At 60.8% G+C, this 22,999-nt stretch carries 16 protein-coding genes; all 16 read right to left on the bottom strand.

The genetic code is table 11. The features are described 5' to 3' along the window. Positions 1–15: 15 nt before the first annotated feature. Positions 16–2,931, bottom strand: coding sequence for a TIGR00180 family glycosyltransferase (locus tag QMX86_RS04825; protein WP_282383669.1), 2,916 nt, complete (start codon positions 2,929–2,931; stop codon positions 16–18). 54 nt (positions 2,932–2,985) lie between these two features. Beyond that, positions 2,986–3,723, bottom strand: coding sequence for a cephalosporin hydroxylase family protein (locus tag QMX86_RS04820; RefSeq protein WP_125925352.1), 738 nt, complete (start codon positions 3,721–3,723; stop codon positions 2,986–2,988). Between the two features lie 17 nt (positions 3,724–3,740). After that, on the bottom strand, positions 3,741–4,811 hold the full coding sequence (locus tag QMX86_RS04815) for a class I SAM-dependent methyltransferase (protein ID WP_282383671.1): 1,071 nt from the start codon (positions 4,809–4,811) through the stop codon (positions 3,741–3,743). Next, positions 4,801–5,673 (bottom strand): NAD(P)-dependent oxidoreductase, encoded by an 873-nt coding sequence (locus tag QMX86_RS04810; RefSeq protein WP_241089665.1) that lies wholly within the window; start codon positions 5,671–5,673, stop codon positions 4,801–4,803. The genes QMX86_RS04815 and QMX86_RS04810 overlap by 11 nt, the downstream gene beginning before the upstream one ends. Next, complete coding sequence (gene rfbC, locus QMX86_RS04805) at positions 5,670–6,230, bottom strand: dTDP-4-dehydrorhamnose 3,5-epimerase (protein ID WP_282383677.1); 561 nt, start codon at positions 6,228–6,230, stop codon at positions 5,670–5,672. The genes QMX86_RS04810 and rfbC overlap by 4 nt, the downstream gene beginning before the upstream one ends. After that, complete coding sequence (gene rfbG, locus QMX86_RS04800) at positions 6,227–7,309, bottom strand: CDP-glucose 4,6-dehydratase (RefSeq protein ID WP_073472807.1); 1,083 nt, start codon at positions 7,307–7,309, stop codon at positions 6,227–6,229. The genes rfbC and rfbG overlap by 4 nt, the downstream gene beginning before the upstream one ends. Further along, complete coding sequence (gene rfbF, locus QMX86_RS04795; protein WP_282390383.1) at positions 7,291–8,064, bottom strand: glucose-1-phosphate cytidylyltransferase; 774 nt, start codon at positions 8,062–8,064, stop codon at positions 7,291–7,293. Before rfbF ends, rfbG begins: the two co-directional genes overlap by 19 nt. A gap of 803 nt (positions 8,065–8,867) precedes the next feature. Next, positions 8,868–12,455 carry a glycosyltransferase gene (locus QMX86_RS04790; protein ID WP_282383681.1) on the bottom strand — a complete coding sequence of 1,196 codons (3,588 nt, stop codon included), beginning with the start codon at positions 12,453–12,455 and terminating at the stop codon, positions 8,868–8,870. Positions 12,456–12,564: 109 nt separating this feature from the next. Next, positions 12,565–14,133 carry a flagellar hook-associated protein 3 gene (locus tag QMX86_RS04785; protein WP_110645053.1) on the bottom strand — a complete coding sequence of 523 codons (1,569 nt, stop codon included), beginning with the start codon at positions 14,131–14,133 and terminating at the stop codon, positions 12,565–12,567. Between the two features lie 13 nt (positions 14,134–14,146). Beyond that, entirely contained in the window at positions 14,147–16,192 is a 2,046-nt protein-coding gene (flgK, locus tag QMX86_RS04780; RefSeq protein ID WP_122704740.1) for a flagellar hook-associated protein FlgK, read from the bottom strand. Positions 16,193–16,217: 25 nt separating this feature from the next. Next, positions 16,218–17,531, bottom strand: a complete 1,314-nt coding sequence (gene flgJ / locus QMX86_RS04775) for a flagellar assembly peptidoglycan hydrolase FlgJ (RefSeq protein ID WP_282383683.1) — start codon at positions 17,529–17,531, stop codon at positions 16,218–16,220. An 11-nt stretch (positions 17,532–17,542) separates the two neighbouring features. Beyond that, positions 17,543–18,631, bottom strand: a complete 1,089-nt coding sequence (locus tag QMX86_RS04770) for a flagellar basal body P-ring protein FlgI (protein WP_024012083.1) — start codon at positions 18,629–18,631, stop codon at positions 17,543–17,545. 27 nt (positions 18,632–18,658) lie between these two features. Further along, on the bottom strand, positions 18,659–19,354 hold the full coding sequence (gene flgH, locus QMX86_RS04765; protein ID WP_016771110.1) for a flagellar basal body L-ring protein FlgH: 696 nt from the start codon (positions 19,352–19,354) through the stop codon (positions 18,659–18,661). 51 nt (positions 19,355–19,405) lie between these two features. Next, on the bottom strand, positions 19,406–20,191 hold the full coding sequence (gene flgG / locus QMX86_RS04760) for a flagellar basal-body rod protein FlgG (RefSeq protein WP_016771111.1): 786 nt from the start codon (positions 20,189–20,191) through the stop codon (positions 19,406–19,408). A gap of 45 nt (positions 20,192–20,236) precedes the next feature. Continuing rightward, on the bottom strand, positions 20,237–20,977 hold the full coding sequence (locus tag QMX86_RS04755; protein WP_016771112.1) for a flagellar basal body rod protein FlgF: 741 nt from the start codon (positions 20,975–20,977) through the stop codon (positions 20,237–20,239). A gap of 344 nt (positions 20,978–21,321) precedes the next feature. After that, entirely contained in the window at positions 21,322–22,884 is a 1,563-nt protein-coding gene (locus QMX86_RS04750) for a sigma-54-dependent phenylalanine hydroxylase transcriptional regulator PhhR (RefSeq protein ID WP_016771113.1), read from the bottom strand. Between the last annotated feature and the right edge of the window lie 115 nt (positions 22,885–22,999).

Genomic DNA, 22,999 nt, shown 5'->3' with positions numbered 1-22,999 from the left:
TTCCTGTCGGCCTGCTCAGGCGAGCAACTGCGCCCAATTGATCGAGGCGTTTTCGCCCAGAGTGAAACCTTTGCCGCTCAGGGCCAGGTTGGCGTTGTACGCCGGATCCTGGGCAAAGGCGTCGGGCCATTTTTCACGCAATGCCGCCAATGCCACTGCCGCCTGTGGCAGCTCGCCGGTGTGCAGCACCTGCACCAGTGGCGTCCACACGGTGAGGTAACCGGCCTGACCGGCCTTCAGGCACAGATCGACATCGGCATAGCCGTCAGCGAAGGTCGCTTCGTCGAGGCCGCCAAGGGCATTGAACAGCTCTTTGCCAACCATCAGGCACACCCTGGAGACGGCCGAATAATTCTGCTCGACAACCAGCCGCTGCATGTAGCCCACGGCCTTGTGTTGCTCGCCGATGAAAGGCGAACCCACGCCTTCGTTCAGACCAAGAATCAGACCGGCATTGGCGACTTTGCCATCGCGATCGACGAGTTTGACGCCGACAATGCCGACTTCAGGACGCTGGGCATGGTTGAGCAGCGAATCGATCCAGTTCGGGTTGACCACTTCGCTGTCCGCGGCCAGCAGCACCAGGTATTCACCTTGCGCCTGCTCACTGGCGGCGTTGAACAAGGCGACTTCGCTCAGCGGCTGGTCGGCACGCAGTACATTGACCTTGGCGTGGCGCAGCGTTCCCAGCCAGTCGTTGACCGCTGCCGACTGCTTGCCGTTGGCTGCCAGCAGCACTTCGTAGCGGCTGTAACGGGTTTTGAGCAGCACGCCTTCCAGGCAGCGGCGCAGTGCCGGCAAATCATCGATGACCGGCACAATGATCGAAACCAGTGGCTGCTCTGTGTGGCGATAATCGATCTGCCAGGTGCCCGGCGCCGCCGAAGTGATTTTGGCCTTGTAGCCGCGATTGCCCAAGTGACGCAGCAACGCCTGACGCTCGTGGGCGTTTTCTTCCAGAGGCGCCTGCTCGGTGATCAGCAGCGGCTCGTCGAGATGCGCGAGACCGTCGAGTCCGCCCTGTTCGATGATGCGCAGCAACAGATCGAATTCCAGCGCCTTGCTGAAGTCGGCCTGATAACCGCCAGCGTCAAGCAGCACCTGGCGACGGATCAACCAATGCCGCGCCATCAGTGACGGCACGCTTTGCAGCAGATCCAGGTTGAAACCGGGGCGGAATACGGCGACCAGTGCGCCGTTTTCCTTGCGCTGGATTTCATCGGTGGCGACCGCACGCACACTCTCGGCACCCATCAGTTCAAGGCTGGCGCGCAACAGGCCGCTAGCGGTGAACTCATCACCGGCCTGAGCCAACATCAACCAGTCGCTTGGCGACTGCTGAGCGCTCTGGTTGAGTTTGTCGACGAGATTGCCGGGCGTGACACGGACAAAGTGCAGGGTGTTCTGCGCAGTAGTCGCTGCCGGCGCTTCACCGGTGGTGAACACGACAATCCTGAACGCTTTGCAGTGCCCCTCGACCAGGCTGTCGAGCGACACTTGCAACTTGTCGATGTCGTTGTCCAGATCAAGCAGGAAGATACCGAACTGCAGGCCACCACCTTCAGCAGCCACGTGTTGGCTGATCGACTCGAGCTGCTCGATGGCAGGCGCACGTGCAGCCAGCCAATGCAACAACCGTCCCGATTGCATCTTGTCGAACGTGACCTGATGATCGTCGACCGTCAGCGCCTCGAGGCGGGCGACCCATTCATGCATGGCTTGCGCCGCCGTCTCGTCACCGAGCACTTGCAGCTGCGCGGCCAGACGCTTGGTAACCACTTGGTTGAACGCATTCAGATCATGCGCCTGCCATAACCGGTCGACCACGCTCTCCGGCGTATCGTTATTGCGCGCCTGGAGCAGATGCGCCTGACGCGTCCATACACCTTCCAGCCCTTCCAACTGAAGGCGACCCGCCGGCAGGGCGTGCATCATGAATTCAAACTGTTCCAGAAGATCGAAAAACGTCTGGTTGTAGAACGGCATCTCAACGTACTGCAGTGGGCCGAAACGCCGATCAGGCCGCCGCAATTGCTGATTCCAGGTCGACTCGAAAATCAACTCGGCAGTCAGCGCCCGGCGGACCGTCAGGCTCTCGGCCATCGCCGCAAAACTCTCCAGAACAAATGCCTTGGCCTGCCCTGCATCGAGGTTCTCGATACCGGTCGGCAGCGAGACGAGGAATTCGGCAAATGCCTCTCGTTCGGCGACCGACTTGCCATCAACATAGGTCAGCGAGTGATACACGTCGGTATTGTGTTCGGATACGCCGTAGTTGATCTCGCGTACCACATAGGGAATCGGCAGGATCCGTGCCTTGGCGCTCGCCAGCAGGAAATACACGTGCCCGATTTCCTGCCATTGGAAATTGGTCCCCGGCGGCAATGACGAGTGCCAGGTTTTCATCAGGTCAGTACGGGTCACCGCATAAAACGGCGGGATGTACTGACTCATGTAGTCAATGACGCGATCCTGCGCCCGCTCGGACGAATAGTCTTCCTGAACCTTCTTATCCCGGCGGTAGTAGTTCACGCCATCGGCCTTCGCCAGGTACATCAGGCAATAGCCGTGGCACATGCCATAGTCACGATTGGCCTGAAGAAAGCCGACAGACTCGCAGAGCGAATCGAACACAATGAAATCGTCATCCGCCGCCAGCACCATGTATGGCGTGCTCAGTTGCTCGACGCCATAGGCCAGTTTGGCCTGCATCCCCCAGTAGGCGAATTGCGGTACATGATGATAATCGACGGAGGAGAAATCGCCTTCCGGACGTTCCGGCGTGGAATCCAGCACCATGATTCGGCAGGGCAAGCTGCTGTAATACTTCACCGCACGGCGCAGGAACGCCGGCCGGTTGTGAGTAATCAGCACCACCGTCAACAACTCGTTGAGCGGTAGCGTCAGTTCAGAACTGTACTTGCCTTGCATAACTTCTCTCCACAACCGGCGACTCGCCGAAACAACGCTGGGTAATGTTGCGAATTAACGAACGCGGCGCAGATATCCGTCCGGCGCCACGGTGATCAGCAGTTTGTTCTGCATCTGCCGATCGATCTCGAAATCCTTGTTCTCTTCCAGGTATTTCCACACGGCGGTTTTCGGGTTATCGCCATGACCCCACGGGCGATCCGGAAAAAAGTCCGCCGGCATGTCTTCAACCACGGTGTCCATCACCACGCAGTAGCTGCCCACCGAAACCAGCGGCGCGTACAAGCGCAGCTCCTCGAGTACGTGGTCGTGGGTATGGTTGGAATCGAGGACCAGAATCACTTTCTTGCCCTCGGCAATCGCGCGGACTTTCTGCGCGGTCGCCTCATCGATACTCGAACCCTCGATCATCTGGATGCGCTTGGCCATCGGGTGGCTTTCGATGGCCTCACGGTTGTGCGGGCGAATGTCGAGGTCGATGCCCAGCACTTCGCCGTGGCCCTGCAGCTCCAACAGCGAGGCGTAATAGATGATCGAACCGCCGTGAGCGATGCCGCATTCGATGACCAGGTCCGGTTTGACCTGCCAGATGATCTCCTGCATCGCCATCATGTCTTGCGGCAACTGGATGATCGGACGGCCCATCCAGGAGAAGTGGTAGCTGTATTTATGGCGGGCCGATTCGTTGAAGAAATCCCGGGCCAGTGCTACCACTTTCTGGTCCTCACCCTGGCGCGCGATCTCTTGTTGGCATTCGGCTTCGAAGGCTTTGTGGATGTTGTTTTCGGTCATCTTAATAATCTCAAGGGTCACTGAAACGAAGCGCTGTCGACGGCGTGATAGACGTAGCGTGCGCCAGTCATCCGCTTGATTTCTTCGAGGTAGTTGGAATTCATCACAAACAGATGGGCGCCTGCAGGCAGAGCATCCATGGCCTCTTGCGGCGAGGACACTCGCACGCCACTGAGGGGCAAGTAACGGCCCTGCTTGGCCGGGTTGATGTCAACGACGCGATCTACCGCCACACCGGCGCGCTGCAAGGCCAATGAATAAATCACGCCCTTGGACGAAGCGCCCCAGATGGCCGAGCCCTGTGCCGGCGCGGATTGAATGATCTGCACGGCGCGATCAAGACTGGCGGTGAAGGTGGTCGACAGCGTCAGCAACGACGGCGTCTCGACCGGCGCCCGTTGCAGCGTCGAGAGATCGGCAACGATGTACAGATATTGGCCACCGAACAGATGCCCGGCCTCGAGCACGGTGCCGAACATTGCGCGCAAGTCGGCGAGACGGAAGTAATTGACGTGCTCATAGAACACGTCGAACCAGGCATTGTGCTCGACGATCCAGTCAAAGCACGGCACTTCGATATAAATCTGCCCGCCCTGATTGGCTGCAGCCATTTGCGCGAGAAATGCCAACGGATCGCTGATGTGCTCCAACACATGGCGCAACACAATCGCATCCGCTGCCAACCCCAGCTCGCGGGTGAACGGTGCCTTGATCACGTCAGGATTGTCACCTTCATACGAAGGGTCGATCCCGGTAATGGCGTAACCTTTGCCCCGCAGCATCTCAAGGAAATAACCTTTGCCGCAGCCGACCTCAATCAGAGTCTGGTCCTTGAAGTGCCGTGCGAGGATCGCTTCGACGGCATTGAGGTGCGCCTGAAACTGCACCGAGTGCGCCTGTTCGTTCTGATAGTCGGCGTCATAGCTCAGCTTGTCGGCATCGAAGGCCTGGTTGAAGATCAACCCGCTTTGGCTGTCCTGTACCAGAACAATGTCTGCCGCCCCTGAGGCCCGCGCCTCTTCGGCGCTGGCAAACGTGCGGTTCTGCAATACCGGCAGTCCGGTCGCGCGATAAAGCTCATGCAGCATGTTCTTGCCCCTTCAGTTGCGAGATTCGCTGAGCATCACCCCAGAACGCCATGGGCTCATGGGCGGAATAACCGTAATGGCCCAGATTCAACTTGATCGTCGACTGGCGTTCGCGGACACGCTGTTCAACCAGCGCGCGTACGGAAATCGGCTGGCCGCTGCAGCAATTGGTGACGCCGTCGACATCAGGCCGGCCGATCAGCGAAGCCAATTGCGCGGCCGCCTCGGTAATCTGCAGATAATCACGCAGCTGGTCGCCCATCGACATATTGAACTGCGCCTCACCGCCATCGATGGCGCGGTCGAGGCTGGCCAGCAGGCTGTTGCTGTTCTGCCCTTCGCCATAAAGGTAAAACAACCGCGCCCATTGCAGGGTGAACGCCTGCTCGCGCTGCAATGCTTCAAGGAACAGGCGCAAGGTGTGCTTGGCCAGACCGTAAGGCGTGCAAGGCTGGGGCAAGACCGACTCGGCCAACGGGCCGCTTTGCAAGCCGTATTCAAAGCAAGTCCCGGTGACCAGCACCTGGCTCACCCCTGCCACGACCGCACGCTTGAGAAACGCGTAATCGGCCGGCAGGTTGCGTTCGAAATGAAACAGCGCCTGATAGTTAGGCAAGCCGCTCCAGGCCAGATGCGCGACGACATCCACGCCATCAACCAAGCGCTCGACATCAAAGTCTGGCGCATGCAGATCGGCGGCGACAAATTCCACCTGCGCGAACCACGGCAAACTGCGAGCCGAGTCGAGGGTGCGCGCAACCGCACGCACTTTGAAGCCTTTGGAAAGCAAAGCGCTGACCAAGTGGCGACCGACGAAGCCGGTGGCGCCAGTGACCAGCACAGTGGTGGTGGTCGCCGTCAAAGCTCGACTCCCTGAAACTGTTTGTCGAGCAGCGGATGACTGGAATCCTTGGCTGACAAATTCTTGACGGGCAGCGGCCATGAGATCGCCAGTGCCGGATCAAGGGCCGACAAACCCGCTTCATGCTCCGGTGCGTAATCGGCATCGGTGAGGTACAGCACTTCCGATTCATCGGTCAGTGACTGGAAGCCGTGGGCAAAACCGGCGGGAATCAAAAAACTGAGGCCATCATCGGCGCGCAGTTCTTGCGCATGCCACTGCAAATACGTTGGCGATTGCGGCCGCAGGTCGACCGCCACATCCCAGACCGCGCCGCGCACACAAGTGATCAGCTTGGATTCGGCATAACCGGCTTTCTGAAAATGCAGACCGCGTACGCTACCTTGGCCGACCGTGCGCGAATGATTGATCTGGCGGATCGCAAAAGGACGTCCCTGGACGGTCAGACGACTCTGGCAGAACAGCCGGGCGAACCGCCCGCGCTCATCGCAGAAGACTTTCTGCTGGATGAGGTACAGGCCCTCCAATGGCGTTTTCTGCAGGGTGTAATCGCTCATGAACGCTCTCTGTACAGATTCAATTGGTTCAAGGTAACGGCGCGCATGTCATCGCCGTGTTGCCACGCCAGATGCCAGCCAAGCGTCTGCGTCAGGCATTGTTCCAGCGTCCAGCGCGGTTTCCATCCAAGCACCTGCCGCGCGCGGCTGCTGTCCAGACGCAGCAGACCGGCTTCGTGCAGCTCACTCGGTTCGATGCGCAGACCGCGGGCCTGCGGCCAACGGTTGGCGAGCAGTTCGACCACTTCACCGACGCTGCACATGTCGGCCTCACCGGGACCGAAGTTCCACGCACCGGCGTATTCCGGGCCGTACTCGTAGAGAGCAGCAGCCAGTTGCAGATATCCGGCCAGCGGCTCCAGCGCGTGCTGCCACGGGCGTACCGCTTGCGGGTAACGCAGGATCACTGGCTCGTCGGCGGTCCATGCTTTCAATACGTCGGGAATCAGTCGTTCTGGCGCAAAATCACCACCGCCCAGCACATTGCCGGCGCGTGCGGTAGCCAGGGCCAGACCGTGTTCGGCATGTTTGTCCACCGGGAAGAACGACGCGGCATAGGACTGCGCGAGCAATTCGCAGCAAGCTTTGCTGCTGCTGTAAGGATCGTGGCCACCAAGGGCTTCGTCTTCGCGGTACGGCCACAGCCATTCCTTGTTGGCGTAGACCTTGTCGGTGGTGACCAGCACACAGGCGCGCACGCCGCCGACCTGACGAATCGCTTCGAGCAGGTTCAGCGTACCCATGACATTGCTTGAATAGGTGCCGAGTGGATCGCGATAGCCCTCGCGCACCAGAGGCTGGGCCGCCAGATGCAGGACTATTTCCGGCTCGGTCTCGGCGATGATTTCCAGCAAGGCGCCGAGGTCACGCAGATCGCCGCGTTGATCATTGATGCCTTCGTGTACGCGCGCCAGTTCGAACAGGCTTGGCTCGGTCGACGGATCCAGAGAAAAACCGCTGACTTGCGCACCAAGGCTTTGCAGCCACAGGGTCAGCCAACTGCCTTTGAATCCAGTGTGTCCGGTGACCAGGACGCGTTTGCCACGCCAGAACTCCGCACTCAGGCCCATTGCTTCCATGGGGCCTCCCCGCTCTGCCACAGCGCTTCGAGATGGTTCTTGTCACGCAGGGTGTCCATCGGCTGCCAAAAGCCGGAATGCTCGTAGGCATGCAGCTGTTCCAACTCAGCCAGTTGCATCAACGGCTCGGCTTCCCAGCTGGTCGCATCGCCGGCGATGTAAGGCAGCACCTGCGGTGACAGGACGAAAAAACCGCCATTGATCCAGCCGCCGTCACCTCGCGGCTTCTCGGTGAAGCCCATGACTTGGTGGCCTGTGCGTTGCAACGCACCGTAACGGCCTGGAGGCTGCACGGCCGTAACGGTCGCGCGCTTGCCGTGCGCGTCATGAAAACGGATCAAAGCGCCGATATCGATATCCGAGACGCCGTCGCCGTAGGTAAAACAAAAGGCTTTCTCGTCCTTGAGATAAGGCGCAGTGCGCAAGAGCCGGCCACCGGTCATGGTTTCTTCGCCGGTGTCGACCAGCGTGACGCTCCACGGCTCGCTGTAATTCTGGTGCACCTCCATGCGGTTCTCGCGCATGTTGAAGGTGACGTCGGAGGTGTGCAGGAAGTAGTTGGCGAAGAAGTCCTTGATCGCATAGCCCTTGTAGCCCAGGCAGATGACGAAGTCGTGGATTCCATGGGCGGAATACTGCTTCATGATGTGCCAGAGAATTGGCTTGCCGCCGATCTCGATCATCGGCTTGGGCTTGAGGTGCGACTCTTCACTGATCCGCGTGCCGAGGCCACCCGCCAAAATTACTGCCTTCATCGTCTCCCCTCTTGTTCTTCACCGGGCTGCGCATGGCTTTGTTGAGCGTTGCGGGCCTTGCGGCGACACTTTTTGCCGTTCCGGGCGCAAGTGCAATGACCGCAAGCGCTCGTTTTATGGCGATTTGAGGGGGACTTGCAGGAAACGCGCCAGCTTCAAAATCATTGACAACGAGAAACAACAGGCCGGAGCAAAAAAAAAAAGCCCCTCACCCTAGCCCTCTCCCGGAGGGAGAGGGGACTGACCGCAGTGGATGCGAGCGCTATGCCGACCTGAAATACCGAGTCGAACACAAATTCTGAAAAGCCCAAAGATCGGCTCCCTCTCCAGGGGGAGAGGGCTGGGGTGAGGGGCAAATCCACCGAAATCCCAAGCCATGCGACGCTTCTAACCACTCAACAATGAGCGCCAGCTCGAGTGCTCTTGATCTTGCGTCACCGGCTACATCGGAAGGCTGAGTGGAGGGATTGATCCGGGCGTGGGAGCGCAGCGACCGTCTGGCGCAGCCAGACACAGCGGACGTAGGTGTAGCGAAGCAAACCGTAGCCGCTGCGCCCGGATCGATCCCGCAGCGAAGGGACCCGAGCCTGCGAGGGCCGAACGCAGGAGCAAGCGTTTTGGGTTACCTTTTTGCTGGGCCGGCACTCCGGCGTTTGAAAAAGGTGACTCGCCGTAAGGGCGAAACCGCCAGCCGCCGCAGAGAAACATCCGAACATTCACACCAAACAACCCCAAGCCTGGTCGGCCCAAAGGCCGCCAAGGCTCCAAAAAAAGGCGACCCGATAGGTCGCCCATCTGAAAGATCAATCCGCCAGCCAGCCATACTCCCAATGGCGCAAGTTATCGCCGCGCAGAACATAGTCTCGCAGCACCACCTCACGCAGTTCATCGCCCATGCGATAACTGGCATCCGGGTCAGCCAGATGCATGCGGATCGCTTGCAGCCACTCATCGGTCGTGTTGGTCTTGACCCGCGTGCACGGCAAGTAGCCGCGATAGGCCTCGGTATCGGTGCAGACCACCGGAAAACCGCAGGCGCCATACTCGAGCAGCCGCAGATTGCTCTTGCAGTCGTTGAAGATGTGGAACTCCAGCGGTGCCAGCGCCAGATCGAGGTTCAGGCTGGCCAGTTTTGCCGGATAGACATCCAGCGGGATCACTCCGTGAAACTCATGCATGTACGGCAGCAAATCATCCGGGCACATGCCGAAGAAAACCCAGTCGACTTCGTTGGCCAGTTCGCGCACCACGTCGGCGATCACTGCCAGATCGCCATGGTGACTGGTGCCGCCCCCCCAGCCGACACGGGGCTTTTTCGAGGTGCGACGCTGGCTGCGCAGGTGTCCCCACAAGTCCTGAGCCAACATGTTCGGCACCACGCGTATGTCGTGGTGCATGTCCGACAGCGCGTTGGCCAGTGGCGCGGTTGAAACGACCACGCGATCGCACAGGCCGATCGCTCGGCGCACCATACGCTCCATGTCCGACTTGCCCGGCATGTTGCGGATATGTGCATTGCGATGGGGAACGTCGATGACATAGTCGTCGAGTTCGAAAATCCGTCGGGCATTGAAGAACTTCTTCAGCGGCGGAATTTCATCAATGGCATGCTCCGAATAGCGCCCTTGCAGGACGATCACATCGGGGGACTGACGCTCGATATCGATGATCGACGGTAAGCCGTAGCAGACCCGTCCCTCCACCCGGTTGGCCGCTTCCAGCTCGATCATTGGCTGACTCATGCGGTAGTGACCGATGGCAGAAGCATTGATCGGAACCGCGAGCACGTTCGGCAGTTGCGCCTTGGAGAACGCGCTCCAGCCAGTACGCAGGCCCGGTTCAAGGCTGAAGTTGCTGGCGCCAACGCCCTGCAACGTCAGGTTGACGTTATAGGCCGGGTCGCGCGCAACCAGTGGCAGCCAGCGTTGATAGAAGGTGTCCTTCTCCTCGGCGTGCTGCGCTTGCTCTTGCTCCGTCGCCGCGATAACTGGCTGCGTACCCACCGCCAGCACGGCGTGCGGGTTCATCACCACCAGATAACCGTCGCGACCAATGCGCAGGCACAGATCCACGACACTGAGCGTTTGCTTGAAATCCTGCTCATCAAGACCGCCGGCCGCTTCGAATACCGATTTGCGAATCATCATGCAGTCGCCACCGACCGCGCTCAGATCATGCACAGCTTGCAGTCGGTGCATATACCCGTCCGCCTGCATCGGCTGGCCGTAGAACGGCAGTCCCGCCGGCCCATTCAGCCCCAAGATGAGACCGGCGTGCAGCACCCCACCGTCCGGGTTGAACAGCTTGGCGCCCACCACCCCGACTTCAGGGCGTTGTGCATGATTGAGCAGCTCATCGAGCCAGTCGGCCTGGGTGATTACCGCAAAGGCGTTAAGCATCAGCACGTACTCACCGCGCGCCTGGCGCGCGGCGAAGTTGTGCACAGCGGCGGCATCGCCCTTTTGCGCATACCGCAGCACGCGAATCCGGTCGCTGCCCAGCTGCGCCATGCCGTCCAGCCACGCCCGCGCTTCAGCGCTTTCGCTGCCGTTATCGACCAGGAGCAATTCGTACTCGGTGTAGGCGGTTTTCTCCAGCAGCGTTTCGACACAGCGCTGCAAGGCGGCAGTCTGGTCCTGAGTGACGATGATCACCGACACCAGAGGGCGCTGCGCGTGACGGTAGTCGACACGATTGAGCAGCCCGTTCTGGCGGATTTCATGAGCAATGCCGAGGCGCTGCAGATGCGCCTCGAGAATTCGCCGACTTTGCTCCACCACGCCAGGCTCGGTGAGCCATTGCGACAGGTCGAATTTCGACTCCAGCAATACCTCGGCGATATGACCGACAACCTGCAGGCCATCGCTTTCGACCATCCGCCAGAGCATGTCGTGTGGCGCCAGTTCGGCGAACGTTGGCGCAAATCCACCGAGGGCGAGGAAGCGTTCGCGCTGGAATGCCAGCGCTCGGCCGACGTATGGATAACTGCGCATGAGGTCGAGGTTGAAGTCCGGTTTGAACGCCGGTTCCGCCGATTCGCCGGCGCGCACGCTGCCTTCATCACTGTACAGACACGTCAGCGACCGCGAATGCGCGATGCGATCGGCCATCACCAGCAATGCCGGTGCCACCGGGCGATCTCCCGGTTGCAGCAGATAGAACCAGTCGGCGCCTTCGAGTTGTGGCAACAGCGTATTGATCTGCTCCAGACCGTCACCCTGCAACGGCATGTGGAACACGCGATCCTGCAACACTGCTTCGGTACAGGCTACGGACAGTACCAGCACCAGCTCCGGTGGATAGTCCTGTGCAGCGAGCGCTTGCAGGGTGCGCTCGAGACCGTCGCGGCTACCCTGTGCATCGATGATGATCGGCACGATCCTCGGCTGCTGCGGCCAGCCAGCAAGCGTTTCCGGCAACCATTGGCGCTGCGTCTCGGTCAGCACCCGACACGCCAGCCACTGCGCATAGAGTTCGCCGAAACTGAAGCTGTCGACACCCACACCCAGCTCCTGGCGGCTTTGCTTGGTGCCAAGGGTACGGCTCAGCGGCAGTTCTTCCCAAACGCGAGGCGACTCGTCGGCGCTCGTCAGTCGCACGTAGCGAACCCAGCCCTTTGCGGGCGCCGACTCGCCGCTGCGTACTTTGAGCATTTGCGAAAGCCACTCGCGCTCAACCTCGGCAGCATCCTTCATCGGTTGCTGCGCGCTCAGGCGCTCAGGGTAAAGTCGCTCGGCGCTCAGGACATTGTTCGACGTCACCATGTTGCCGCGCCGCAACAGACACACATACAAGGCAAAATCCAGGGTCGCGACGAAGCATGCACCTGCTTCAGTCAGAGCGGGCAACAGTTCGGCGACATCGGCACGCCGGAACAACGCACTGCTGAAGCCACCGAGGACGTTGACCGGGAATTTTTCGAAAATGCTCAGCACATCGTCACCTTTGAGCAAGGCGCTTACGGGTGATAGCGAGCTGTTTTCCAAACGGGCCGGCAGAATGATGTCGTTGGCGTCCCACAGCAGCCGCTGAGCGATCACCAGACTGACTTCTTCGCGCTGTAACTCATGGGCTTGCTGTTCGATACATGCCGAATACAGCAGGTCATCGTCACACAGGAATTTGATGAACTCGCCGCGCGCCTGTTCGAGGCAGGCTTTCAGGTTGCCCACCAGCCCCAGCGTCTGTGGATTGCGAACGTAGCGCACCTGGGCCCCGGTTTGCTCCATGACCAGGCTGACGATGTCCTTGATCTCGTCACCACGACTGTCATCGCACACGACGATGTCGAGATTGCTGTAAGTCTGGCTGACGGCACTGTTCAGCGTGCGCTCGAAAAAGCGCGGATTGAACGCAGGGATGGCAATGCTGACGAGAGGAAGTGAATTCACGGCGGGCTCACAGGCGGTACGAGCCCGCTCGCAAAAACGAGCCCTTGATACCGCAAAAAATCATTAACAGAGGCACAACGTTGGCGGGCGCGCTCGCGCCCGCCAATCATCAGATCTTGTTGAACAGACCCAACTGACTGATCTTGCTGAACGCCAGTTGCGCGGCTTGCAGCATGGTCTGTTGCAGGGTCAGACGGGTCATGACTTCAGCCGGATCGGAATCACGGATCGAACCTTGGGTCGTGCTGTTCGCCGTGGTCAGGCTGTCGTTGGTGATGGCCTGCATGTCCAGCGCCTGGCCGCGCGCACCAATGGTGGTGACTGCGGTGCCGATCTGATTGGCGGCAGCGTCGATGTTGCCGAGGCCCGCCTCCATCGCGCCCTGCAATTTCTGCTTGGCAACCGGGTCGCCGTCAACCGGCGTATTCAGCGCGGTGATCATCTGGCCGAGGGTGTCGAGCACGTTCTGGGTCTGGTGATTGTTCGGCTGGATCGAGAACTGATCGCCAGCGGCCGGCGTGCTGCCCAGCGCGAAGGTCACACCGGCAGCGGTGGCGTTACCGCCGGCCACCGTGCCCGAGGAAACCGGCTTGCTGTCGGCGGTCACTGGCGCGGCATACAGATCGAAATCGGTGGCGCTGGTGAACTTGAGCACTGCGCCGCCCTGCGGAAACGCTGCGGTGTAGGCTGCCTGATCGGTGATGGTCGAACCGGTGATCACGCTGGTCGACGGGTTACCCGGATTACGCGTGGTGGTGAACGAGTCCGGCGAAGCCGACAGCTGGAAGCTGTGCCCTGCAATAACGGCGTCGGGATTGGTATCGCCAGCCTTCAGGTTGACGTTCAGCTTGAGGTCGACGCCACGGAAGCTGACAGTCTGGTTGGCGCCGCTGCTATTGCTGATCAAGCCATTCTGGCTGGCCTCGGCGGTCACATCGTTGCCAAGCGCATCGGTGATCTTCAGCTGGGTGCTGCTGACGAAATCGATGGTGTACGGCTGCCCGGCAGTGAACTTGGCGTCGTAGGTAGCGGCAGTGCCGACGGTGCCGTTGGACAGCACGACACGGCCGTCATCGACGGCTGGCGCAGTCATCTTGGTGTTGGTGCGGCCGGTGTTGATGGTCTGCTGGAACGCGTCCCAACCGGTGGTGTTGGTACCCACGGTCATGCCGTCGCCGATGCCCAGATCGATGGTGGTCTGGTCGCCGTTGTAGCTGAACGTGCCGTCAGAATTCTTCGAGTACGGTGCGGTATCGGTTTTCGAACCGGAGAACAGATAGTTGCCGTTGGCATCCTTGGCGTTCATCAGGCCCAGCACTTGTTGCTGGATCTCGCCCATCTCCGAGGCGTACGCCTGGCGGTCCTTGTCGGTGATCGTGCCGTTGTTCGCGGCCAGCGCAAGTTCCTTGGCCCGTGCCAACGCCGTGGTGATCGAATCCAGCGTGGACTCCTGCACGTTCAACGCACTTTTGGTGGTGTTGACGTTGGTCTTGTACTGATCGAGCATCGCCGCCTGCTGGCCCAATTGCAGCAAGCGCCCGGCACCGATCGGATCATCGGCGGCGGTGTTGATACGCTGCAGGCTGCTCGCCTCGCTCGCGGTGGCAACGGCCTTGTTGAAGTTACGCTGATAATCCGAAGCTTGCGTTCCGTAATACTGGGCGGTGGAAATGCGCATGAATTACGACTCCTTAAAGGCTGTTGATCAGCGTGGCGAAAGTTTCCTGCGCAGCTTTGATGATCTGCGAAGACGCTGTGTAGTACTGCTGGTACTTGACCAGGTTGCCGGTTTCTTCGTCCAGGTTGACCCCGGAAAGCGAATCGCGGGCACCCTTGGCGTTCTCCAGAATCGCCGTGGTTGCGGCGCTGTCGGACTTGCCTTGGGCGGTCTTGGTACCGACGTTGGTCACCAGGGTGTTGTAGGCGTCGGTCAGGCTGATGCCCTTGCTCGCCGAACCGGTGTCCACGGTCTGTTTGGTTTGCAACGCGACCAGTGCCTGGGCGTTGCGGTTGTCCGAAGACGCCGCGCCGGTCAGGTTCATGGTGAAGGTCTCGCCGGTTTTCGGCGTGCCGCCCACGGTGGTCTGCACGGTGAAGGTCTTCTGCACGTTCGGCGTGACCGTAGTGTCCATCACCGGGTTGCCGCTGGCGTCGACGATGCCGACCTTCAGATTCAGCGTGTTCGACTGGCCGGGCACGATGGTGCCGGTGCCCAGCGTTCCGCCCTTGGCGTCGACCAGGGTGTACGACTGGCTGCCACCGCTGGCTGCGCCAAATACCAGTTTCACTGGTGTCGAATTCTTCAACGCCGCCTGCATGTCAGCCTGGGCGGTCGGGTTGTAGATGTCGATCTTGTCGCTGAGCGTCGGCTGGGTGTAAGTGCCCAGACCGTTGGCGCTGGCGACGCCGGTCAGCGGACCTGCCGCAGCGATTTTCTTCGGATCGGTCAGGACCGTCTGAATGCTCGCCGCCGCGTTGCGGGTCGGCGTGATCTTGAACGAGTCACCTGCGCTCAGCGCGCCGCCATTCAAGGCCAGGGTGAAACCGTCGATCACTGGCGGCGGATTGGTCGTGGTGCTGAACGCGCCCAGATCGGTGCCGTCGGAACGCTTGACGGTGTAATCGGTGGCGCTGGTGAAGGTCACCTGATAATCGCTGGTGGTCAGCTTGCCGGTGTCCTTGATGGTCACATCGAGGTTGCCCGAACCGGCGCTGTTGCCATCCTTCGCAATGCTGCGCTGACTGATCAGCGCGGCACTGTTGATGTTGTTGAAAATCGCCGCGCCGAAGTCACCGTTCTTGTCGATGCCCTGGGCTTGCTGGCTGTTGATCTGATCGGCAATCACCAGAGCGACGCGACCGAGCTCGTTGAGCGACGGGTCGAGGACTTCCTTGCGATAGGTCAGCAGACCGCCGATTTCACCACCGCTGATCACCGAAGTGATGTCGATGGTGCTCGAACCGCGATCCATCTGGATCGACATGCGCGACGGGTCGGTCTTGCTCGCGACCATGCTCAGGCTGTTGGTGGTGTTGCCGATGACCAGCGGCTGACCGCTGCCGACATAGATGTCGAAGCTGGTGCCGCGCTCGACGACCTGGGCACCGGTCAGCTCGGAGAGCTGACGCACGGCTTCGTTGCGGCTGTCGAGCAGGTCGTTCGGCGCCCCGCCACTGGTGGAGATTTCGCCGATCTTCTGGTTGAGATTGGCGATCGCCGTGGCGAGTTTGTTCACCTGGGCAGTCATGTCGCCGAGGCTGCCGTTGATCGTGGTGTTCTGATCGTTGAGCTGCTTGGCCAGGGTATTGAAACGGCTGGTCAGCGCCTGCGCGCCGGTCAGCACCGACTGACGCGAAGTGTCATCGGTGGCCGACGTCGATACGCCCTGCATCGAGGTGAAGAATTTCTGCAGTACACCGGTCAGGCCAGTGTTGGTGTCCGACAGCATCGCGTCCAGCGGCGTCGCCTGCTTGAGAAACGCGGCCGATTCGCTGTCCAGCGACGTCGCGGTGTGCAGCTGCGATTCCAGATACGAGTTGTACACCCGGCGCACGTCGGCCAGGGTCGTGCCCGTGCCGATGAAAACGCTGCCGTACTGCTGCGAGGACTTAGTGCCCTGCACGGTTTGCTGACGTGAATAACCGGCGGTGTCGACGTTGGCAATGTTGTTGCCTGTCGTAGCCAGAGAGGACTGGCTGGCCGACAGTCCCGACATCCCGATATTGAGCAAACTCATGGTTCAGACCTTATTACCTGGTGCCTTATAAAGGCGTGGTGGAGACACCCGCCGCAGCGTAGTTTTCAAAACTGTTCATCTGCTTGGCAATTTGCGAAATCTTCGTCGCGTAGTTCGGGTCGGTGGCGTAACCGGCCTTCTGCAACTCGCGTACAAACTGTTCTGGGTTATCGGCCGACTTCAGCACTTCTTGATAGCGATTGTTGCTCTGCAGCAACGTCACCAGATCGTGGAAGCTGTCCTTGTACGAGGCGTAGGAACGGAACTCGGCCGTCTCCTTGACCATCGCGCCATTGCGGAACTCGCTGGTGATCGCGCGGGCCGAATCGCCCTTCCAGTTGCTGCTCGCCTTGATGCCGAACAGGTTGTGGCTGCTGCTGCCATCCTGGGCGCGCATGACCGATTTGCCCCAACCGGTTTCCAGCGCCGCTTGCGCCACCAGATAACGCGGATCGACGCCGATGCGGTCAGCGGCTTCCTTGGCCATCGGCAGCATGGTGTTGACGAATTCGTCGGCGGAACTGAAGGCCTTCTTCGCCGGTGCCAACGGAATCTGCGCCATGGCGCGGCCGTAAACCTGCATCTGCCCGCCAGCGGCTTTCTGCTCTTCGGCACGGGCCAGCCAGTCGCCGTTGTACAAAGCGCCGGAGCCTGTGACGGCGGTAGTCGCAGCACGTTGCGGCAAGGCGTTGGTCGCTGCTGCAGTGGTCGCAGTGGCCACGCTCGGCGCCGACGGCACCAGACCGGCGAGCAAGCGATCGGCCAGTTTCGGCGGCAATGCCAGACGCCGCTGGTTGATCAGCGCCATGTCGTTGCGATGGGAAATATCGGTGTTGTTCGGCGCATGCACCGAGCGCGATGCCCACAACGGACGCTCGCCGTTGACGCGGGACAGCGGACCGGTGGCGACGGTGCCAGCGGCAATCGGCGTCGGCACCGCAGCGGCCTTGGCCAGCGCTTCCTGCTGCTTGGCGGCGGACGCGGCCGCAGCCTCGCCCGGCGCCATCGGTTTGTTCTTCGACATCTGCCGGATCAGCACGTCGGCCAGACCGATACCACCGCCCTCCCGCGACATGGAAACCGCCAGTTGCTGGTCGTGCATTTCCTGATACTGCTTGGCCGCCGGCGTGTTCAGCGGGTTGTCCTGGCCGAGCGCTTCGGTGGCCGAACGCATCGACTTGAGCATTTCGCCGAGGAACAGCGACTCGAATTCCTGCGCAACCTTGCGCATGTTTTCGTCGCTGTTCTTGTCGCCGACCTTGAGCTGGTTCAGACGATTGAGGTCGGAGTAGGAACCCGAATCGCTGCTGCTGACCAGACCGCTTTTGCGCATATCCATGGTGGCCGGCCTCAGATCACGATCAGGTCGGCTTGCAATGCGCCGGCCTGCTTCAGAGCTTCGAGAATTGCCATCAGGTCACCCGGTGCTGCGCCGACCTGGTTTACCGCACGGACGATCTCGTCGAGGGTGGTGCCCGGGCCGAACTTGAACATCGGTTTGGCTTCCTGTTCGGCATTCACTCGCGAGCGTGGCACGACGGCGGTCTGGCCGTTGGACAGCGGGCCCGGCTGGCTGACGATCGGGTCTTCGGTGATGGTCACGGTCAGGCTGCCGTGGGTCACGGCGGCTGGCGACACTTTCACGTTCTGGCCGATGACGATGGTGCCGGTACGCGAGTTGATGATGACTTTCGCCACCGCCTGACCCGGATCGATTTCGAGGTTTTCCAGAATCGACAGGTAGTCGACGCGCTGGCTCGGATCCAGTGGCGCAGTGACCCGCACCGAACCGCCGTCGATGGCTTGGGCGACGCCAGGGCCGAGCATGTCGTTGACCTTGTCGACGATGCGCTTGGCGGTGGTGAAGTCGGAACGGTTGAGGTTCAGCGTCAGGCTGTTGCCCTGGTTGAAACCGCTCGGCACCGCACGTTCCACCGACGCACCGCCAGGGATGCGACCGGCCGACGGAACGTTGACGGTAATCTTCGAACCATCACGGCCTTCAGCGTCGAAACCGCCGACCACGAGGTTACCCTGAGCGATCGCATAGACGTTGCCGTCGATACCCTTGAGCGGCGTCAGCAGCAAGGTGCCGCCACGCAGGCTCTTGGAGTTACCGATCGAGGACACGGTGATGTCGACCTGCTGACCCGGTTTGGCAAACGCTGGCAGATCGGCACTCACCGACACCGCCGCGACGTTCTTCAACTGCACGTTGCCCGATCCCGGCGGCACCTTGATGCCGAACTGCGAGAGCATGTTGTTGAAGGTCTGCAGGGTGAACGGGGTCTGCGTCGTCTGGTCACCGGTGCCGTTAAGCCCGACCACCAGGCCGTAACCGATCAACTGGTTGGAGCGCACGCCGGAAATGCTGGCGATGTCTTTCAGCCGCTCGGCGTGTGCGGTGAACGCCGCAGACATCAACAACGCGGCTACCATAAGGCTTTTCAGATTCAACGTAGCCACCTAGAAAGGGAACAGCGGGCTGAGGAAGAAACGGTCGAACCAGCCTGGCTGACTCGTATCGGCAAACGCGCCGGTACCCGAGTAGGTGATGCGCGCATCGGCGACGCGGGTCGACGACACGGTGTTGTCGGTCGCGATGTCATCGGCGCGGACCATGCCGGCGATGCGCACCAGTTCGTCACCGGTGTTGAGCGTCAGCCACTTCTCGCCACGCACGGCGATGATGCCGTTGGGCAGCACGTCGGCCACGGTCACGGTGATGGAGCCGGTCAGGCTGTTGCTCTGTCCCGACTTGGCGTCACCCTTGGTCGAACGGTCGGCGCTATAGCCGGCGTTGAGACTCAGGTCGCCACCACCGATCGGGTTGTTGGTGGTCAGGCTGGAGCCGAACAACGAGGTCAGACCAATCGAGTTATCGCTGTTCTTGTCCATCTGCGAGTTGGCGTTCTTGCTTGCCTGGGTGCGCTCGTTCAGGGTGATGGTGATGATGTCACCGACCCGGAACGCCTTGCGGTCGCTGTACAGGTTCTGCTCAAAGCCGGCCTGATAGATCGAGCCGTTATTGGCAGCCGCCGGCAACGGTGTGCGCGGCAACACCGGGGCGTAGTAAGGGTCATTGGGCTTGGGCGTCGGGGCGACGCAGCCCGCGAGCGAGACGACCCCACTCAATGCCAGAACAGATACAAAGCGCTTCATGACCCTACCTCACGGTGTTGCTGGCGACCTCAGGCCGCCCCAAAGACTGGATTACAGATTCTGCGTTACGAACGAGAGCATCTGGTCGGCGGTGGAGATCACCTTGGAGTTCATCTCGTAGGCGCGTTGAGTGGTGATCATGTTGACCATTTCTTCAACGGTGCTGACGTTCGAGGTTTCCAAAGTGTTCTGCAGCGTGGTACCGAAACCGTTCAGGCCCGGAGTGCCGATCTGCGGCGCGCCGGAAGCAGCGGTTTCCAGGAACAGGTTGTTGCCCACGGCTTGCAGGCCGGCCGGGTTGATGAAGTCGGCGGTCTGCAGGTTGCCGATCACTTGCGAGGCCGGGTTGCCGGCGATGGTGATCGACACGGTGCCGTCACGGCCGACAGTGAAGGTCTGCGCATCGTTCGGAATGATGATCGCCGGTTCCAGCGCGAAACCGCTGGCGTTGACGATCTGGCCATTGGAGTCGAGGTGGAAAGTACCGTCACGGGTGTAGGACGTGGTGCCGTCCGGCTGCAGGATCTGGAAGAAACCGCGACCGTCGATGGCCATGTCCAGCGGCTGCTCGGTGGTTTGCAGGCTGCCGGCGGTGAAGTTTTTCTGGGTGCCGACAATGCGCACACCGGTACCCACTTGCAGACCCGACGGCAGTTCGCTGTCCTGGGTCGACTGGGCGCCTGGCTGACGCTTGATCTGATAGAGCAGGTCCTGGAACTCGGCACGGTCACGTTTGAAACCCGTGGTCGAGACGTTCGCCAGGTTGTTGGAAATGGTGGTCAGGTTGGTGTCCTGGGCGGACAGACCGGTTTTGGCAACCCATAGAGCCGGAAGCATTCGATTCTCCTCGTGCGCCTGTTTTACGGCGCGACGTTCTGATAATTAGCTGATCTGCAAGACCCGAGCCATGGCCTGGTCGTCGTCTTTGGCGGTGTTCATCATCTTGACGTGCAACTCGAACTGCTTGGCCAGGGCCAGCACCGAAGTCATTTCTTCCACGGCATTGACGTTGCTCGACTCGAGGAAACCCGAGACCAGTTTGACGTTGGCGTCGGCTTGCGCCGGCTGGCCGTCCTTGGTGTAAATCGAACCGTCGAGGCCTTTGTTCATGTTCTTGATGTCCGGGTTGACCAGCTTGATCCGGTCGACTTCGGCCATGACGCGCGGACCTTCGCCCATTGCGCGAATGCTGATGGTGCCGTCTTCGCCGACTTCGACCTGCTGCTCGGGCGGCACGGCGATCGGGCCGCCATTACCGATCACCGGCATGCCGTTGCCGGCGCGCAATACGCCGAGGGCGTCGATGTTGAGGCTGCCGGTGCGCACGTAGCTTTCGCCACCGCTGGGGTTTTGCACGGCGATGAAACCGTTGCCGGATACCGCGACGTCGAGTTCACGCCCGGTCTGCACCAGCGAGCCCGGCGTGAAGTCGGTGGCGGGACGTTCGCTCATGGCAAACGCGCGCGCCGGAAAGCTGTCACCGAACACCGGCATCGAACGCGCCTGCTCGAGGTCGCGCTGGAAGCCGTTGGTGGAGATGTTCGCCAGGTTGTTGGCATGCGCCCGCTGCGCCAGTGCGTTCTGGCTGGCGCCGGTCATTGCCACATAAAGGTACTTGTCCACTGTGTTTCCTCTGCATGCCGGACGTTTGCCGCCCACCGCTGTACTGCTCAGCCATAAGCAATTTGCAGACCAACTTTTTATTGGCGGGCGAAGGCCCGGCAAACAGGGGACTTGAGGGGATCGGAGGGGGAATCTGAAATGGGTCGAAGACGAAAAACCGGCGGTGTCATGCCGGTTAGTGGCAATCCTGAGTTCGGCGGGGGATGGCGATCCTGTGGCGAGGGGATTTATCCCCGTTCGGCTGCGCAGCAGTCGCCAAGCCTGCAAATGAGGTCGCAGTGAAGGAAAAGCGGGGCCGCTGCGCAGCCCATCGGGGATAAATCCCCTCGCCACAAAGGCTCTACTTAGCTTTCGGAGGTTTTGCCAACCTCATATTCACGCAACTTGTTGGCAATCGTCGTGTGCGAAACCCCCAGCCGTTTGCCCAACTGCCGACTGCTCGGGTGCTCGGAATACAAGCGCTCCAGCACCGCTTTCTCGAAACGCCCGACGATCTCGTCCAGACTTCCGTCGAGGGAGAAATCGCCAAGCGGCTGACGCACGCCGTAATCCGGCAGGCGAATATGTTCGGCCTTGACCGTGCCGCCGTCGCACAGGGAAACCGCCTGGAACAGCACGTTCTCCAGCTGCCGCACGTTGCCCGGCCAGTGGTAATGGCTGAGGCGATCCATCGCCGCCGGGGCCAGTTTCGGCAGCGGACAACCGATCTGCCGGCTGGCCTGGTCGAGAAAGTGTTCAACCAGCGGCGTCAGACCGTCGAGGCATTCGCGCAGCGGCGGAATGTGCAGCGACAGCACGTTCAAGCGGTGATAGAGATCCTGGCGAAACTCGCCGCGCGCGCACAATTCGGACAAGTCCACCTGGGTCGCGCAGATCACCCGCACATCGAGATAGACCTCTTCATCACTGCCGACGCGACGGAAGCAACCGTCCTGAAGAAAGCGCAGCAATTTGACCTGCAAGCGCGGGCTCATCTCGCCGACGCCATCGAGAAACAGCGTGCCGCCAGCGGTCAACTCCAGCAGGCCAAGCTTGCCCTCAGCGCGAGCGCCTTCGAAAGCGCCGGGGCCGTAGCCGAACAGCTCGGTCTCGGCCATCGACTCCGGCAACCCGGCGCAATTGAGCGCCATCAACGGTGACTGTCCACGCGGGCTGGCGAGATGGCAGGCGCGCGCCAGCAGTTCCTTGCCGGTGCCGGTTTCGCCTTCTATTAATAGCGGTGCATCCAGCGGCGCCATGCGTCGCGCTTCGCGGACCACAGCGGCCATGACTTTCGAGCTTTGAAAGATGCTGTCGAACCCGCGCAGCTCTTGCTTGCGCACATTGTAGATTCGCTCGCCGACCCGGTCGGCGCGGTGCAGCGTCAGCACCGCGCCGGCCATGGCCTCGCTGTCGTCGTGTTCCGATTGCAGCGGCGCGATGTCAGCGAGAAAGATGTCGCCCTTGACCTTGACCCGCATGCCGTTGATCCGCGATTTGTTGGCGCGCACCAATTCCGGCAAATCGAAATCCTCGGCGTAGCGCGACAGCGGAATCCCCGGCACTTCATCGACGCGCACCCCGAGCAACTGCGCCGCCGCGCGGTTGGCCGCAACGATCGAGCCGCCCATGTCGATCGACAGCACCGGAAACTCCAGTGCGCCTAGCAGCGCGTTCAATTCCATGTGCCGGCGTTCACTGGGCATCAGCCCGACGCGCTTGACCCCAAACACCCCGCCGATCGCCTCGAACTTGGGGCGCAACGCCTGGAACTGGATGTTGATCAGGTTCGGGCAGTGCAGATAGATCGCATTGCCATGCTCACCGCCAACTTCACCGCGGGCAACGTTGATCCCGTACGCCACCAGCAGATTGAGAATGTCGCGCAGGATGCCGATGCGGTTCTGGCAGTGGACTTTGATGCGCATAGAAAAAGGTCCGACAGGTTTGAAAGATAAACACATGTCCTTGTGGGAGCGAGCCTGCTCGCGAAGGCGCCAGCACATTCAGTATCGATGTGTCAGACAGACCGCTTTCGCGAGC

Origin of the sequence: Pseudomonas sp. PS01270, assembly GCF_029959775.1 — a bacterium.
In the GTDB taxonomy this organism is placed as follows: Bacteria; Pseudomonadota; Gammaproteobacteria; order Pseudomonadales; family Pseudomonadaceae; genus Aquipseudomonas; species Aquipseudomonas atacamensis.
This window is presented reverse-complemented; position numbering and strand designations above follow the sequence as displayed.